This window comes from Pseudanabaena minima str. Chao 2107 (assembly GCF_051131155.1).
In the GTDB taxonomy this organism is placed as follows: domain Bacteria; phylum Cyanobacteriota; class Cyanobacteriia; order Pseudanabaenales; family Pseudanabaenaceae; genus Pseudanabaena; species Pseudanabaena minima.
On record NZ_CP159508.1, the window covers coordinates 3824098 to 3842082 of the forward strand.

Annotated in this window: 11 protein-coding genes and 1 pseudogene; 5 read left to right on the plus strand and 7 right to left on the minus strand. The window is 41.0% G+C overall.

All coding sequences use genetic code 11. The features are described from left to right. Positions 1-70 precede the first annotated feature (70 nt). A complete protein-coding gene (locus tag ABM313_RS17500; RefSeq protein WP_434684439.1) occupies positions 71-790 on the plus strand; it encodes a TerC family protein in 720 nt (239 codons plus the stop codon). A gap of 135 nt (positions 791-925) precedes the next feature. Further along, positions 926-1312 carry a glycine cleavage system protein GcvH gene (gene gcvH, locus ABM313_RS17505; protein ID WP_434684440.1) on the plus strand — a complete coding sequence of 129 codons (387 nt, stop codon included), beginning with the start codon at positions 926-928 and terminating at the stop codon, positions 1310-1312. A 27-nt stretch (positions 1313-1339) separates the two neighbouring features. On the opposite strand, the gene ABM313_RS17510 is transcribed toward gcvH, so the two are convergent. The 3 genes and pseudogenes from ABM313_RS17510 to ABM313_RS17520 all read right to left on the minus strand — a co-directional run. Beyond that, entirely contained in the window at positions 1340-1978 is a 639-nt protein-coding gene (locus ABM313_RS17510; protein WP_434684441.1) for a TMEM165/GDT1 family protein, read from the minus strand. 446 nt (positions 1979-2424) lie between these two features. Then, the gene (locus ABM313_RS17515) at positions 2425-5079 is read right to left on the minus strand and encodes an ATP-binding protein (RefSeq protein ID WP_434684442.1); all 2655 of its coding nucleotides are present in this window, start codon (positions 5077-5079) and stop codon (positions 2425-2427) included. Between the two features lie 125 nt (positions 5080-5204). Next, positions 5205-5318: pseudogene (locus ABM313_RS17520) on the minus strand (PDDEXK nuclease domain-containing protein); the annotation flags it as partial. Between the two features lie 302 nt (positions 5319-5620). Between ABM313_RS17520 and ABM313_RS17525 the strand changes: the two are divergent. From ABM313_RS17525 to dprA, 3 genes are read left to right on the plus strand one after another with little or no spacing between them, the layout of a single operon-like run. Beyond that, positions 5621-6871: a SufS family cysteine desulfurase gene (locus tag ABM313_RS17525; protein ID WP_434684443.1), complete on the plus strand. Its 1251-nt coding sequence runs from the start codon at positions 5621-5623 to the stop codon at positions 6869-6871. A 4-nt stretch (positions 6872-6875) separates the two neighbouring features. Beyond that, on the plus strand, positions 6876-7439 hold the full coding sequence (locus tag ABM313_RS17530; protein ID WP_434684444.1) for an adenylate kinase family protein: 564 nt from the start codon (positions 6876-6878) through the stop codon (positions 7437-7439). 12 nt (positions 7440-7451) lie between these two features. Next, a complete protein-coding gene (gene dprA / locus ABM313_RS17535) occupies positions 7452-8561 on the plus strand; it encodes a DNA-processing protein DprA (RefSeq protein ID WP_434684445.1) in 1110 nt (369 codons plus the stop codon). 265 nt (positions 8562-8826) lie between these two features. On the opposite strand, the gene recJ is transcribed toward dprA, so the two are convergent. From recJ to ABM313_RS17555, 4 genes are all read right to left on the minus strand, one after another. Continuing rightward, positions 8827-11151 (minus strand): single-stranded-DNA-specific exonuclease RecJ, encoded by a 2325-nt coding sequence (gene recJ, locus ABM313_RS17540; protein ID WP_434684446.1) that lies wholly within the window; start codon positions 11149-11151, stop codon positions 8827-8829. A gap of 203 nt (positions 11152-11354) precedes the next feature. Beyond that, positions 11355-11792: an NADAR family protein gene (locus tag ABM313_RS17545; protein WP_434684447.1), complete on the minus strand. Its 438-nt coding sequence runs from the start codon at positions 11790-11792 to the stop codon at positions 11355-11357. A gap of 154 nt (positions 11793-11946) precedes the next feature. Next, complete coding sequence (locus tag ABM313_RS17550; protein WP_434684448.1) at positions 11947-13071, minus strand: hybrid sensor histidine kinase/response regulator; 1125 nt, start codon at positions 13069-13071, stop codon at positions 11947-11949. A 576-nt stretch (positions 13072-13647) separates the two neighbouring features. After that, positions 13648-17727 carry a GAF domain-containing protein gene (locus ABM313_RS17555; RefSeq protein WP_434684449.1) on the minus strand — a complete coding sequence of 1360 codons (4080 nt, stop codon included), beginning with the start codon at positions 17725-17727 and terminating at the stop codon, positions 13648-13650. Between the last annotated feature and the right edge of the window lie 258 nt (positions 17728-17985).

Consider the following 17985-nt stretch of genomic DNA (forward strand, 5'->3'; position numbering starts at 1 on the left):
ATTGAGTTGATGGTCTGATGATTTTGTATACTTGTAGTATTTGTTAATATTTTGCGATGGATCGTACTGAATGTTCGAGCAGTTTCTAGAAACGAATGATTTTTCCTTTCGACCCGAAGTTATTCCTATTTTGGGAGTACTAATTCTGCTAGAGGCGATTCTGTCCGCAGATAACGCGATCGCTTTAGCGGCGATTGTGCGGAGTTTGCCAGATCCTAAGCAAGAAGAATGGGCGCTACGCTATGGGTTGATTGGCGCATTTGTATTGCGAGTATTGCTGATCTTTACAGCGACATGGGTAATTAAATATTGGCAATTTGAACTAGCTGGTTCCATGTATCTGCTTTGGTTGTCGGGGAAATTTTTCTTAGAAAAGTCCCAAGAAGGTCATGATGCTCAACATCCAGTGCGGATGGCTGATAAATTATGGCAAGTTGTGGCTCTGGTGTCTTTGACAGACTTGGCTTTTTCACTGGATAGTGTGACAGCAGCAGTGGCAGTAGCACAAGAGACTTGGCTCGTACTTATTGGCGGTGTAGCGGGGATCATTGCCTTAAGATTTTTGGCAGGGCTATTTATCAAGTGGCTTGCAGAATTTACCCACCTTGAATCGGCAGGTTATCTAATCGTGTTGCTTGTGGGTTTGCGCCTATTTATTAAAGTATTTTCTGACAGTCTAGTGCCGCCTGAATGGTTGATGCTGACCTGTATTGGACTAGTATTTCTCTGGGGATTTTCTAAGCGTGAGCCAATAGATGATCTTGAAACGATCGCCGATACCAATAAATAAAAAGAAAGGTGATGCAAAGCATCACCTTTCTTTTTGATCCCAATTTTTTGGTATAAAGACTCATAGCGATCGCGCCGTTCTGCTAAAAATTATCTTCACTGCCAAAAAGATAGCCAAAAAGGAAAAAGTAGCCAGATGTTTGAATATCCTGATGACCTAAAATACACTAACTCCCACGAATACATTCGGCTGGAGAATGACACTGCCATAGTGGGGATTACAGCTTTTGCGATCGATCAGCTTGGTGATATTGTGTTTCTCGATCTTCCTGAAGTGGGGACAAGGGTAGAAAAAGGTCAAACCTTCGGCACAATTGAGTCAGTCAAAGCTGTTGAAGATATCTATTCACCTGTAACTGGCACAGTCATAGAAGCTAATACAGCATTAGTAGATGAGCCAGAAAATATTGGTAATGATCCCTATGGTGCATCTTGGTTGCTCAAGGTGAATCTTGAGGATGTCGGCGAACTAGATGGCACGATGTCGGCAAGTGAATATCGCAGTAAGGTAGAAGGTCAATAAAAAAGGCTGCACAAAGTGCAGCCTTTTTTAAGCTTGAAAATAAGCAGTTACGCCAAAAATCAAAAAGAGAACGCCACCGATTCCTGTAATTACGCGCTCAGATATGCGTCCTGCCACCATACGACCGCCAATCACAGCAATCACCGTACAAATGCCATGACCTAAAATCGCACCCAAGGTCACAAAAACTGGATCATTCGCAGCAGCCAAAGCGATCGTACTAATTTGGGTGCGATCGCCCCATTCTGCCAAAAACGTCATCACAAAAGCTTGTATCCAAATGCCAATCTGGGGATAACGCGCTAACATTTTGCCGAATAGGAGAATCGCAATTTGTTGTTTTTGTTCTTCAACAGTCTCTTGAGCTTCCTTGACAACGTCCTCGGTTGAATTGGGAGACATGCGGATGGCATCGATAATTAGCTTCACGCCAAAAATTAAAAATAAGGCGATCGCCCCATAATGAGTGTAAGTCTTTGGTAATAAAGATACAGCCTGCCCCAACAGAACCGAGAGTACTGTCATCAATGCTAGTGCTGATAACACTGATGAAAATACGGTGCGGTGGTCATAGCGCATCGACAAGATCACAGCGATAAAAAAAGTTTTATCCCCTAATTCCGAAATAGTAATCAGCAATAAACTTGCTGTAAAAGCTTGCAACAATCTCTTAATTCTCTCGATAGTTAATACCAATTCACAAAAGTGTTGTCACACTCTCGTAAATCAAAAACTGGTTTGCAAGTTAAGTAACCATTTAAGAATTACTTTCTGTGGTCAAAAGCTCTAAGAGATCCCCCTCAATCCCCCTTAAAAAGGGGGAAGAATTAAATTCTCCCCCCTTTTTAAGGGGGGCTGGGGGGATCTAGACAATTCTTAAATAGTTTCTAAGAAATGGCTAGGCTATTTCTTAACTTGGTATGACTTCGATTATAAGTCTTTTTGAGAGATTTTTTACTAATTTTCAAATAGATAGAAACCCGTAAAAGCATTGTGGAACAAGCATTTCACATAATGAACTGATAATGAATCGATCATGAACCAATAATGAATTGCCATCATTAAATCTAAGATAGAAAGGTGGCGCAAAGCGCCACCTTTCTATCTTAGATCTAATTGTCTTTTAATCTTGGTGGTAACTCGATTGTAAAAGTGGAACCTTGATTAACTACACTTTCTACAGAAATTGTGCCACCCATCAATAAAACAAGCTGCTCTGTAATCGCTAAACCTAACCCCGTTCCCCCATGCTTACGGGTAGAAGATTGATCGACTTGACGGAATTGCTCAAAAATTGTGCGCTGAAACTCAGGCTCAATCCCAATGCCTGTATCTCGAACAGAGATGAGAATATTTGATGTCGCAAAAGGAGAATTCGGTAATTCCTCACTGGATGAATTATTTGTTGGAGCAGTAACATCAGCTAAAGTCTTCTCTAGCAATGGCTCTGGTGTTTCCGAAGCATATTTTAGCTCCACACAAACTTCGCCACTATCAGTAAATTTAATAGCATTAGAAACTAAGTTAGTAATAACTTGCTTAATCCGAATCGAGTCATGATAAATGGCACAAGTACCAATATGATTTTCAAATACAAAATTGAGAGATTTGATATTGGCTAGTGGCTGTAGGCTTTCACAAGTATGATGAATCAATTCATCAAGATTAAAGATTTCGGGATGAGCTTCCATTTTTCCTGCTTCGATTTTCGATAGGTCGAGAATATCGTTAATCAAGTCCAGCAGATTTTTGCCATTGCGAAGAATACGTTCTACCATGTCAACTTGACTGGTAGAGAGAGCCTCGCGACGCTGACGCAAGAGTACTTGTGAAAAGCCAATAATTGCATTCATGGGTGTTCGCAATTCGTGACTCATATTCGCAAGGAACTGACTCTTGAGTTGGGTAGCCTCTAGTAACTGAGCATTTTGAGCTTCGATTTGATTAATTAATTGGGCATTGCCGATCGCGATCGCTGCTTGGACTCCAAAGGAAGCCAATAGATTTAAATCTTCGCGAGAACTAGCTCTCTCTAAATGAAAATGCCCGATCGCTAACACCCCTAAACGACCAGAGCGACTAGATTCAATCGGTACACACAAAGCACTTTTTACGGGTAGATCCTCAATAAGATGCGATTCCCCAGCTTTGATTTCAATGGGAATTCCTTCTTTAAATACCTGTGCAATTAGATTTTGAGCATTCAAATCAAAGGATTCTTGTAGAGGCAAATCATCGGGCAAACCCTTTGCTGCTGATAGAGTCAGGCGATTTTCCTTAGGATTGAAAAGGGCAATCACACAAATCTCCGCCCACATAATCGCATCGCAAGTTGCCTCTACTACTGATTCTAAAAGAACATCAAGATCTTGTAACTGCTGATTAATCAAGTTGGTGAGCCGTTGCAAAATACTCATCCGCTTTTGCTGCTCAATCATGATCTTGTTGGTTTCCTGCATCACCTTATCGCGATAGCGCTGCTCCGTCACATCTCGCAAAATCATGACACTGCCAATTAGCTCTGACTCCGTGCCAACCAGCGGTGCAGCCTTCGTACTGAGAATAATTTCATTGCCTTCAGGAGGACGCAACACCACTTGATCTTCCACCACTTCGCCTGTGGACATGGCACGAAATACGACGAGATTTGCTAGATCGACGGGTTCGCCATCTTGATGTCTGATGTCAAATTGTTTGACGATTTCTTCCATCGATTTGGCAATTACAGGTGATGCAGGTACACCATCATTCACCGCATTGAAACTCAGAATTTTACGTCCTGCGGAGTTGATTTTGAGAATGCGTCCCGCAGGATCGCTAAGTAATACGCCATCTGCAAGTTGCTCGAATACTGTAGTTAGTTCTTCACGCTGACGGGCGATCGTTTCAATACTCTGGGCATTGCTAATTGCTGTGGCAAGACGACGACCAATCGATTGGAGAATATTCCGTCCGCGATCAGAGAGAGGTGTAAGACTAGCCAAAAATAGAACGCCCACAAGGCTACTTCTGAGCATCAGGGGATATGCGGAAAGACTTTGAGGCAGCAAATCACCAACGGGAGTCCGATAAACTAGCGTTTGTCCCTTCAGGCGATCGCCTTCCCAAATAATTGCTTCTTGCAGTTGTCCTGACTGACCGATGATTCCTTCACCTAGGGAAATTTCTGTCATGGCTTGACTAGTTTTATAGCCCCATTCTGCCGCTAGGACTAGACAGCCTTCAGGTCGAGAGGTTGTGGTTTCCCAGAGGTAAATGCTTCCCAGTTGTGCACCTGTTAGTTTACAGATTTCCTCTAAACTCGCTTTAATTAGTTTGTATTGATCGGTGGTATTTACTAATACGCGATCAAGGGATTGCAGCGCAAATTGAATGTCACGGGCTTCTAAGGTGGCGGTTTTGGTTTCTAGATGCGCTGCCATCCGATTAAATACTTTGGCAAATTCACCAATTTCATCGGCTCGATTTAACTGCGATCGCGCGGCTAAGTTGCCTGTAGATAGTTCTTCGGCAGTTTCTGCTAGCTCTGATAGCGGTGGTTGAATACTCCGAATAATGGAAATGGCGACAAATAGCCCCGAACCTAGCCCCGCAGAGAAAATCACGATCGCCAGCCATGTGGTGAAGGCTTCTAATTCGGGTGTGCCTTGTTGGATATGCAGCAACAAGATCAAGGTAGCTGTGGCTAGCAGAGATGTGCTAGTGGTTAGCCCAAAAATTAAGCGATTGACTAAACTTTCACGGCGGGGCAGGTTGGCATTGGTCATGGATGGAGCTTTAGTTTAGTTTGGCGATCTAGTTTGATTTTAGTACTTTTAGTCAAGTTGCTTGAAGGCGATCGCCCAAGTACCTTGCCATAAGTTAAGAGAATTTAATTGCCACCTAGATAAATCTCTACGCTTTCTCGGTCATATTTTGCAAGCCAACGTAAATAAAGTTCCATTTGTCTTTTGTATTCATAGCGAAAGTTTCCAAGTTTGAGGTCGATCGCGATAAAGCGTTTGAGTTAGAGTTTTTGTGTTGTTTCTTGGATATCTGGATTAATCTGTGATGAGTTGCGATCAGCTTTGTTCATAGTAAGTAGCTAGACATAAGTAAACTAAAAACCGAGAAGTTTGTTTCGCCTGCTACGCGGGCGGAACAAACTCTGGTTTTGGGTTTTAATTAAGTTGAGCTACTTATTTCTCTATTTTGTAGCGGCAGTCATTTAGTTAAAGCATGAAGTATAGCGAAGCGAGGCTTCATGCTTTTTGGGGTTTGAACTGTTAAAATGCTGATAGCAGTTACGACAGCAACCATCTAAGCCTCATGACATTAACCTACGAAAAGACCTTGGCAGAAAGGGTCAGAGCAGATTTTGAAATTTTGAATCAAGAGGTCAACGGCAAGCCCCTCATTTATTTTGACAATGCCGCAAGTTCACAGAAGCCTAAAGCAGTAATCAATGCTTGGAAATATTATTATGAGCATGACAATGCTAACGTTCATCGTGGCGCTCATACTCTTAGCGCAAGAGCCACTGATGCATATGAAGGAGCACGGGAAAAGGTTGCCAAATTTGTTAATGCTCAGTCATCTCAGGAAATTATTTATACCCGTAATGCTAGTGAAGCGATTAATCTAGTTGCCTATACTTGGGGTTGGGCAAACTTGAAAGCAGGGGATGAAGTGATTCTCTCGGTCATGGAACATCACAGCAATATCGTGCCTTGGCAACTAATTGCTCAGCGTACAGGTGCAGTCCTTAAGTTTTTAGAACCGACTGAGGAGGGCATATTGAGTGTAGAACAGTTCAAATCCTTGCTCAATCCTAAAACCAAACTAGTTTCAATTGTCCATGTTTCCAATACTCTTGGCTGTGTGAATCCAGTGGAAGAGATGATTCCCTTAGCACATGCACAGGGAGCCAAGGTATTGCTGGATGCTTGTCAGAGTGTGCCACATATGCCGATTGATGTACAAGCTCTCGATTGCGATTGGTTAGTGGCTTCAGGGCATAAAATGTGTGCGCCAACGGGCATTGGCTTTCTCTACGGTAAACGGGACTTATTGCTAGAGATGCCTCCATTTATGGGTGGTGGCGAAATGATTGCCGATGTATTTCTCGACCATTCTACCTATGCTAGCTTACCCCACAAGTTTGAGGCGGGAACTCCTGCGATTGGTGAGGCGATCGCTCTCGGTGCAGCAGTGGATTATTTAACAGCGATCGGTATGGATAAAATCCACGCTTACGAACAGGAATTAATTAATTATTTGATGGATTATCTCGATGATATTCCCGATATTAAAATTTATGGTCCGCGTCATCATCGCGCAGGTTTAGCTGCCTTCACGATCGCCCATGGGATTCATGCTAATGACCTATCGGCTATGCTCGATCAAGACGGCATTGCGATTCGTTCAGGGCATCACTGCACTCAACCATTACATCGTTTTTTAGGAATTAGTGGTACTGCAAGAGCAAGTGTCTATTTCTACAACACCAAAGCTGAAGTTGATACCTTTGTCGCTTCGCTCAAAGATGCGATCGCCTTTTTTAAAAATGTAATGGCATAACTCTATGGTAAGACTTGTTCTATTAGGTGCTTCTGGCTCAGGGAGAACTACTCAAGCTTCACATCTCCAAGCTTTGCTAAACATTCCTGTGATCTCAACTAGCGAAATTTTGCGGTTAGAGATTGCGACAGAAACAGAGTTAGGGTTAGAAGTAAAGAGCTTTGTTGATGCTGGAGAATTTGTTCCCGATCATCTAATGATTGCATTGATGCGATTACGGTTAGAGATGGAAGATGTTCATCAAGGATGGATTTTAGAAGGCTATCCCCGCACTTCTTTTCAGGCGGAGGAGTTAGATTTTTTGCTGCATGAGTTGGGCTGTCCCCTTGACCATGCCATTTATTTACAGGCTTCAGAAGAGACATTGATGCAGCGATCGCGATCGCGTGGTGGTTTCGATGACACGATTGAGGTAATTCAGAAGCGGATTGAGCAATTCCTAGAACTAACTATGCCTCTGTTGGAGTATTACGGCTATAAACAGAAATTATTGACCATTGATAGTGAGTGCAATATAGCCACTGTTAGCGCTCGTCTAGAGCATGGTATTCAGCATTTACTGCAATAAATTATAGAATTCATGAGTCTTAGCCCTAATTCTGAAAGAGCCTATTGGTTAGCATGGTCGCAAATACGCGGCATTGGTCCTGTTTTAATCAAGCGACTATATCAAGCGTTTGGCTCCATGTCAGAAGCTTGGCAGGCTTTGCCGAGTGATTTGCAAGTAGTGGAAGGTATTGGCAGTCAAACATTAGAAACTATTCGCCAAGCACAGCGCGAAGTCGAACCAGTGTCACTATTGGCTGTGCATGAGCATAATAATCTCAATTTCTGGACTCCCAGCGATCGCGAATATCCACAGTTACTGTGGGAAATCCCCGACCCACCACCAATTCTCTATTATCACGGACATCTGACCCATTGGAATGAACGCAATACAGTGGCGATCGTAGGAACACGCAACGCTACGCCCTATGGCAAGCGCTGGACAAAAAAATTAGTCTCAGCCTTAGCAGGTCGTGGTTTCACGATTATCTCTGGCATGGCTGAAGGTATTGACGGCGAAGCCCACAAAGCTTGTTTAGAGATTGGTGGGCAAACCTTGGCAGTTGTAGGTACAGGAGTCGATCGCATTTATCCCTACAAACATAGGTCTCTCTACGATCAAATCGTGGCTTCAGGGCTAGTAGTGAGCGAATATCCACAAGGTACTCCGCCTGATAAAACCCATTTTCCTGCCCGTAATCGGATTATTGCAGGATTGAGCCGCGTTACTTTGGTAATGGAAGCCCCTGAGCGATCGGGAGCCTTAATCACCGCCTATCAAGCCAATGAATATGGACGCGATGTCTATGCCTTACCAAATTCCCTTGAAGTGAGCGAAGCCAAGGGTTGCTTGAAACTACTGGGTAGAGGCGCACAGGCGATTTTAGGCGTAGATGAGCTATTGGAAGCTTTAGGCATGTTGCCAAATCTAGATCAACCTGTCCCTGCGATCGCTATTTCTGAACTTCCCCTATTACAACAAAATATTCTCCAAGCGATCGGTTTTGGCGAGCCCGTTGGTCTAGATTGGATTGTCGAACAAACAAAGTCACCTTCGGGCGAAGTATTAGGTGCTTTAACTCATTTAGAACTTGTAGGGGCGATCGCGCCATACCCTGGAATGCGCTATCAACGTTTAACGTAAACCTTATTTAAATAAACCTTTGCAAGTGTTGCAAAGATTTATTTAAATAAGGTTTATAGTTGTCGCCACTCACGTTAACGTCAGTTCGACGAAAGCGAAAAATGGTAAGAATCGCTAAGCGATTCTTACCATTTTTCGCCATTTGCGGCGTGCTTCGCACGCCGCAAATGGCAATATCGAACTCACGTCACGTTAGGACAAAATCAAAACCCAAGAAGAGAATGGCGGCGCGAAGCGCCGCCATTCTCTTCTTGGGTTTTATGTACTAATGCACTTGGCGACAGCTATGTTTGTTTTTGCTATATGTTGCTAACTTCTTTAACTGGAGATCAAAAAATTGCTGTTGAAAGGCTAACTCATTTGCAGCTTGGATAAATTGCTTTGCTGGTGTAGATCCATCATCGGTTGATGGAATTGAAATGATACGGATAGTTGCATCAAGAGCGTCTGAGGAATCAGCGATCACTTGCACAGCATAGCCATATTGTTGAAGTTCATCAAATCCAATTTGCAACACATCTTGATCATCAATTCCCAATTTGGTAATTAACTGCGATCGCTTGATTTCCTTGCCAGTTCGACTTAGATATTTAGCTATTCCCACAAGAGTTTGCCATGCGATCGCGCCATTTATTTGCTGAGGGTCTGGATAAACTAGAGCGAGAGATTGGTTAGCTTGATGAGCGAGATCAATAATAGTTTTCAGGGCTTGCCAACTTTGCGGACAGCGATCGCAGATAGTTGCTGATAAAGATTGCTCAAGGTGGATGGCATCGCGTCCATGCCAATCAATGATCTTGAGATTAGTAGGAGGATTTTTGATTGCTGTCGCAAGAGTTGAGTCCTCAGCACTTAAGGGCATACTCTGAGCATGGAAATCCAGCAGACGCACATCATAACGACGGCGAAAGGCATTATCCACTAGTTCGATTACTACATCACAAGCAGTATCAGGCAACTCATAGCTGTAATGTCCCCACCAATCGCCATGAATTTGCTTGCCAAGGCGATCGCTTAGGGTAAATTCAGTTTTAATATATTCAACCTTCTGTCCCTTTGCAGTACGAATATTGGCATTAGATACTTCTGAAAACATACAATTGCGAACTAATAATTTGGGATAGGGATTCCCCATACCAAAGGGTTCTAGGCACTTGAATTCATTAAATAGGTCTTTAGTGAGATCAGCGATTGCTACTTCTAGATCAACCTTGATTGTCTTACTTCGCAGTTGTCCATATTGACTCCAAAATTTTCGATCAATGGACTCAGATAGTATCTGCAAATTTTCCAATCGAAAGCTCAAACCACCTGCCAAAGGATGTCCACCAAAGCTTAGTAGCAAATGTTCTTGCTCTTTGAGGAGATCATAAAGATTAATTCCCTCAATTGATCGCGCACTACCTTTGGCAATCCCATCCTCAACCGTACAGAGAATTGTCGGACGGGCGTATTCGGCGACGACTTGACCAGCTACTAAGCCCAAAATTCCCACTGACCATTGCGGCTCAGCAAGGATGATAATTCCTGTTGTGGATAAATCAAGCTGTTTAATTTTCTCCTGAACCTGTTTGAATAATCTTTTCTGTAAAGCTTTACGCTGTGTATTTGCCAGTTCCGTTTGATCGATCAGAGACCTGCAAACTTTTTCATCACGAGTGGTGAGCAATTCCACACATTTTCGCACATCGCCCCAGATACGGCTAACTGCATTAATCCTTGGTGCAATACCAAAGCTAATATCAATCGGGCGATCGCCAACGCGCTTACATTGTTCTAGGAGCATTCGCACACCGAGGCGTTTTTTTTGTCGCAAGACCTCAATTCCCTTTTGGGCAAGATAGCGACAGTCGCCTGTCAATTGCACTAAATCCGCAACTAGCCCGATCGCTACTAAATCTAATAAATCCTCTAGGGGTTGTTGGGGAACTTCAGGCAAAGTTTCATAGAGTGCTTCCATTAATTTATAAGCAACTGCTACGCCCGACAAGTTAAATAATGGATGCTGATTTGATAAGTAACGCGGATTGATAATGGCGGTGACAGGTGGACGCGCATCGGGCAAAGTGTGATGATCAGTAACGATCACATCAATTCCTAAACCCTGAGCATAGGTTAGTGCAGCCAAACAAGTACTGCCTGTATCACAAGTAATAATTAAGCTTAGTGATTTTCCTTCAGAATGACATTGCGATCGCAGTTCATCCAGTCCTCGAACTGAAATTCCATGGGATTCCTTAAGGCGATCAGGGATATAAAAAACTAAGCGATCGCCCTGCGTAAAAAATTGCCCCAATCCTTCCCACAATACTGATGTAGCCGTAATCCCATCCGCATCAAAATCTCCCCAAATAGCGATCGTTTCACCTAGCTCATATGCCTTTTGAATTCTGGCGATCGCTTGTTGCATCTCAGGAAACTCAAAAGCACTGGTCGGTTGATAGGCTGCTGTATCTAAAAATGCAGCTACTTGCTCAGGATCAAATATTCCTCTTTGATAAAGTAACTGCGCGGCAAACTTACCCACTTTTTCAATTAGCCAAGTCGGTGGTTCAACTGTTTCTGAGATGTGCCAATTAGTCAGTGACATGTTTATCCCAATAGCTTCTTCTTCCCAAATCAAGCATGAACTATTTGCAGGTCTAACTCATGTTAGTCTTGATACCCTTCCATTATGCGAAAGTCTTTGGATGGATGATTTCTTTATTCATGGCTATATCTGACATTATAGCGGTCGATGCAGCTATGTTACTTTGCTAAAAACTTACAGATGTTATCAATCATGGCAGGATTTTAGCAGCTTAAGATTTGAGCGCGGACTTCTTGCAGAATTTTGCCTAACATATTTTTGCCAGAGCCATCGGCTCCACAACCCCAGTAATAATCACCTGGGGCGTTTTCCACAATTTCCTGATCACCTGTGGAAATCAAAAGCGCTTTGAGTTGAGGATGGGTTTGAAATTTCTTGAGAACAGCCTTTCGCATTACATCATCTTTAATATTTTCCCAATCTTCTCTAAGGGGAACTGCACGACTTCTGCCTAAATTAGCAGCAGTTTTAGGATCGGGAGCTAGACGAATTTTTTCTTGATGGGCTTTGTCTAAAAACTTTTGTGCCTGAAAATAATGCTCAGTTGTGCGCCACCATTGTCCATCCAGATCAACTCCAAAGGGTGCAAAGTTAGAGAACTCAGAATAGTCTTGATTTTGGCTATAGAAATAGATTGCCATAAGTCATGTTTTGTGAACAATGATCAAAATTGTGGAGTTCATTGTTATGGTAAGTAAATGAGCATATTAAAACCTAAAACCAGAGATTGTTGCGCCCGCGTAGCGGGCGCAACAATCTTTTCGGTTTTTAGTTTATTTATGCCTAGCTACTTATTTAAAAATTTGGAGTATGTTGAACCTTACAGGGCAAACTCACTGTAAAACAACTTCCTTCTCCTAATTTACTATGTACTTCAACCTTACCACCATGTAGTTCGACAATTCTCTTGACAAAGGCGAGTCCTAAACCCATACCATTATTTTGGCGTTTGTAACTCTTATCCAATTGATTGAATGGTTGAAATAATTTAGCTATTTCTTGAGGTTCAATACCTATACCTGTGTCTATTACAGAGATTTGAGTAGTAGTTGTTTGCTCAGGTAATATGCAGTCTACGTTATGCTTAACTACTAAATTGATCAGTCCATCTTTGGGAGTGAACTTAACAGCATTTTGAAGTAAATTGACTAATACTTGGAACATGCGCCTTTCATCGATCATTAAGTAGGGAAGAGATTCAGCAATATTTACTTCAATTTGAATTGATTTTTGAAATGCTTCCGATTGAACCTGCTCTATTGCTGCGTGACAGATTGGCGTAATTGGTGATAGATCGATTTGTAATGTAAGCCTTCCTGCTTCCAGCATTGATAGATCGATAATTCGATTAATCATTTTGAGTAAATGATTACCACTGCTGTTAATAGCTTGTAAAGCTTCTATTTGCTCCGAATTAACTGTACCAAGCATCTCTTGCTTTAAACAATCTGAGAATCCTAAAATTGCATTGAGGGGGTTCCGTAGTTCATCTCTAATAATTGTGAGAAACTTGTCTTTAAGAACTGATTCCTGCTCCTCTTTTTGTTTAGACCTATGGGTTGTTAATGCGATTGTAATTGTGGAAAGAAGTTGTTCACTACGGAATGGTTTGACTACATATCCCATGGGATTAGTTAATTGAGCACGTTTTAGGGTTTCTGCATCTGAAAAGGCTGATAGATATACAATGGGAATATCACAGAAGGATTGAATAAATTTAGCAACATCTATACCATCTATTTCTCCTTTAATCCGAATATCAAGTAAGACTAAATTAGGAGAAAATTCTAAGATTTTTTTTATTGCAGTCTCACCATCTGAAGCGATCGCGCAAACAATATATCCTTCATCCCTTAGTATTTGGGTAATATCTTGCGCGACAAGTCTTTCATCTTCAACTATTACTACTTGGATACTCAATGTTTTGACCTCTTTATTAAGCAGAGGTTGACTATTATGCAAGCGAAAGAGTGAATTTTATTGGGAGAATGTTACTTTTGCAGATTCACTAAGGGACTTGACGAGAAAAAATATACCACCGAGTTTGTATGGCTTCGACTTCGCTCAGCCAACGTTGGCTGAGCGAAGTCGAAGCCATAGGTACTTTAATTAATCGCAAGTCCCTAAGGAGTGATATCTCGCAAATAGTCTAGGATTAGAAAGTAATTTAGGATTGTTATATAGCAGTCCTATATCATTTGTGGATTTTTTTTGTTTTGTGGAAGGACATCCCGATGGGGTGTCCTTCCACAAAACATTTAGGATTGTTATATGTGCTCTGCAAACAAGTATAGATCCTTGTTTGCACAAGTGTCATATGCCCAATTTTCGCTTGCTAAAGTAAACTTCTAAACTATATTTATAATTATATTTTTATGTTTATAGTCTACATTATACAGAGATATCAATGCCATAGCATAGAGACATACTCACAAAATATATGAGATTGTGATAATCAGTGAGAAATAAACTTTTCAAGTTTATTTCTCGCAAATTTCAGGGGTTACTATATGGTGAAAGCGATAAACTCTTGACTACAGGAAAAAACACTTGAAACTTTGTTCCCTTCTTACCATTATATAGAAGTGTTCCTTCAAGTTGGTCGGTTAAGCTATGGACTAACTGCATCCCTAAGCTCTCTGTGCTTGCTAAGTCAAGGTCTGGAGGCAGACCAATACCATCATCAGCCACTATTAAATGATATTGATTTTCAGTTTGAGTTAATTGAATATTGATTGCACCAGAACCATGAGGAAAAGCATATTTTAAGCTGTTTGATATTAATTCGTTGATGATTAGCCCTAGAGAAATTGATTGCTCTAGAGGCAAGAAAATATTAATAACATCCAACTTATATTCAATATGTTCTGAATGATTGACATAGCATTGAAACAGATTAGCCATTAAGTCAGAAATATATTCTTGGAAGTTGATGTTAGCAAGATCTTCATTGTTATGGAGTTGGGCATGAATTAGCGCCATAGACTGAATACGATTTTGATATTCTTCAATCAAGACTTTTAATTCAGGTGTGGTTTTGCGAAATTGCATTCTCAGAAGGCTAGACATCACTTGCAAATTATTTTTGACCCGATGATGTACTTCCTTAAGCAACACTTTTTTCTGATGCAGTTCGTTAGCTAATTGCATGTATAGAGCTTCTTTGTGCACAAGTTCTTCCTGCACCTGCTGATACAGGCTAGCTTGTTGAATCGCGATCGCAAGTTGATTACTGAATTGCTGAACTAAACTAATTTCCTCTGTTTCCCAATGACGCGGCGATGAACATTGATGAATACAGAGCAGTCCCCATAAATTAGTACCACTTAGTAATGGCACGACTAGATTTGCGCGAATTTGGAATACTGACAAAATATCAATATGACATTGATGAAGCCCTGCATTATAGATGTCATCTACAGCTTGAAATTTTCCGTAATGATAAGATTCAGCATATTGCTCACCAAAGCAATCATCATGAAATTTCGCCGCAACAACTGAATCAAATTCGGGTACTACGGATTCGGCAACAAATTCACCATCATTAAAATTAGACTCTGGGGCGAATTTGAAAATGCCAACTCGATCAGCTTGCAAAAATTGACGAATTTCTAGGGTCGCAATATCAAAAATAGTAGGTAAATCAAGAGATTGACGAATTCGCTGCATGAGATCATGTAGCAAAGACTCTCGACCTGCTTGTTGCCGAATTAGCTGTTCAGCGCGTTGCCGATCACGTAATTCTAGCTGTAGTTGCTGATACAAGCTAGTTTGTTGAATTGCGATTGCAAATTGGCTAGACAGTTGTAGTAACAACTCTATTTCTGTGTCTTGCCAAGCCCGAGTGCGATCGCATTGATGGATAACCAGCAATCCCCAAAGTATTTGATCTTGAATAATTGGGATCACAAGTTTGGCTCTAACTTGAAGTTCTTGAAGAAACTCAACTAAGCAAGGTGAGACTGAGCCAGTTTCAATATCCTCTAAAGAACAGACTTTTCCATTCAAGTAGCTATCATACACTTCTGCTGGAAAGGTTTCTTCAGGGTAGATATTATCTAATATTGAGGTAAATCTGGGTGAGACAGATTCTGCAATTACGGCTCCCGTACCATTGGCATATATTTGATACACCAAAACCCGATCTGATTGTAAGACTTGATGTATTTCGGCAACCGTTGTATTGAGAGTTTCTTCGAGATTAAGGGAGGCTCGAATACGCTGTGAGATACTACTGAGAAGGCTTTGATGATTTGCCTGCTGTTGTACTTGGATCTCGGCAAGTTTGCGATCGGTAATGTCCAAAACAATACCATGACGAGCAACTGATCCTGTTATCCGATCACTCTCAGTACTATCCTTGTTAATTTTTTCAGGTAGAGAAATTAGCTGTAACCATTTGAGCTTGCCTGATGGCGTAATAATTCTCCATTCATGCTTAAAAGGTGTCATAGTCGCAACACTATGACTTGATGCAGCAACGAAGTCCGCTAGGTCATCGGGATGGTGTTGCTCGTCAAGCCATGTAGAAGATTGGAGTACTTGCTCAATCGTCACTTCATGGATTCTTTCGACCCCCGCACTAATGTATTCAAAATAATGTGAACCATCTGGCTTATTGATGACTGTGAATATATATCCTGGTAGAGATAGAGCAATCCGCTCAAATCTTTTCTCACTTTGTTTTAATCTCTTTTCCGCAAGTTTATAATCGCTAATATCTCGAACTAGTAATAAAACCTCATTTTCAGTATACGGAACAATTCTTACCTCCTCAATTTGAGCTGTGCCATCAACGTCAAAGATTTGTTCGTAAATACAAACCTTGTTTGTGTCTAAAGCTTTATGTATTTGTGCAATGCGCTCTTCACATTGAGCAGGAGATATCGTCTGACTGATATGGGTTCCAACCATGTTAGAAATGTTGCCGATTACATGAAAATTAGGACTGGCAAGAAATTCTAAATAAATTCCTGCTCGGTTCGTCCGCATGATTAAGTCTGGAATCGCTCTAATTAATGCTCGATGATGCGCTTCGCTGATTTGTAATGCTTCTTCAGAGCGTTTGCGATCGGTGATATCTTGAGCAGTACCAATTAATAACAAGATATTACCATGTTCATCTCGACGGAATACAGAGTCTCGACTATGGAGCCAGCGCCATTCTCCATTAGCATGTTGCATCCGATAGTCCATATCGATGATTGTGCCATCTTCAGCAGCATGGAGACGCGCTAAATTGATAGGTACTTGACCAATATCATCGGGATGAATCAGTCTTTGAAACAAATCCGCTCCCATATCCTGAATATCTTGGCTAGTATACCCAAGTATGGAATAAATCTCTCGGTTTGCGTAGACATTTCGTTGCTCTTGTACATTGTATAGATAAAGAATATTCGGGGATGCTTCTGCAATTTGCTGAATAAATTTTTGACTTTCTCGAAGTGCAGCTTCAGCTTTTTGGCGATCGCTTAGTTCTTGTTGTAGTTGTTGATAGAGTAATTTTTCGCGGTACAACTGCTGCTGTAAATTGACCTCACTGTGATTACGTTCAATGGCAATGCTTGCAGCATAGGTAGTATTCTTAATCACCTTGAGCTCTTCTATCGATGGCTGTAGTAAATCGCGATAGTATAGGATGCAAAATCCTAGAACTTTCTGTTGATTACGTGCAAGAATTGGATTACTCCACAAGGCTTTAAAACCGTAAGATATTGCTAACTTTTTATAGTTTTGTAAATGGGAATTATTAATATCATTTATATTTACACTTCTACCCTCAAGGGTATTGCCAAAAACTGGTGTAATTTTATCCAGAGAAATATCATTAAGGACATGACTAAAATTCTTTGGCAAATTAGGTTCAGCAACACATTTAAGGTTGTTTTGATTGTCAATTACTAAAATAGAACATAGAGAATCATTTGTTTGTAAATCAATTAAATGTGAAAGGAGATTAAATGTTTCTGCAAGGGGATCTCCCATAGCAATGCACCCTAGGCAACGATTTTGGATTTCTAGTAATGATTCTGAAAGATTATATTTACTGCATTCTATCTTTATATCTTGTTCAAAAAATCCTTGCTGGGCTTGATTCTGTTTAGCCTGTACCTCAGAGAAGCTATTATTAAATATAAACTTTTGCAATTTTTCATTGGTATTGGTGACTTCCCGTTTTAACTGAGATTGAGAGATTGCGTTCCTAATTGCCGAAAAAGTTAATTCTTGATTTAGAGATTCTTTAATTAAATAATCATGATAATCCCATTGCAGATTGGATACCGATTTCTCCATGAGTGTATTTATCAAAAGCACTACAGGGATTTGAAGCAAATTCATCTGTTGTAAAAAACTTGATCCATCTAGGTTAGGTAATTCCCAATCCAACAAAATACAATCGGGCTTTTTGAGTAGACAAGTTTCTATGAACTCTAAATGTGGCTGGCAAAGTTGAATATGGTAAGAGTTTTGACGATGTTTTAAAGTACTTGCATGGTTAGACAAAGAAAGATGCTGACAAGCCCAATCGTTGCTAGCTGTGATAATTAAGACTTTATATTCAGAGATCGCCATACATCTGTTAATTCAAATAAAGTGCCATGGATATAGCAGCACTCCTAACTAGATAGGTGAAGTACTTTTTTACCAGTGATTAGGAACTGACGACTGAGCATGAAATTCCTAACGAGAAGCTCGTAATATTTCTACAAAATATTTAGGTACGCTATAAGTAGCTAGGCGCAATTAAATATAAAATTCCAGAATCTTTGGCACACGTACGGCATGTACCAAAGGTTCTGGCTCCAGTTTTTAACTATGCCCAGATACTCA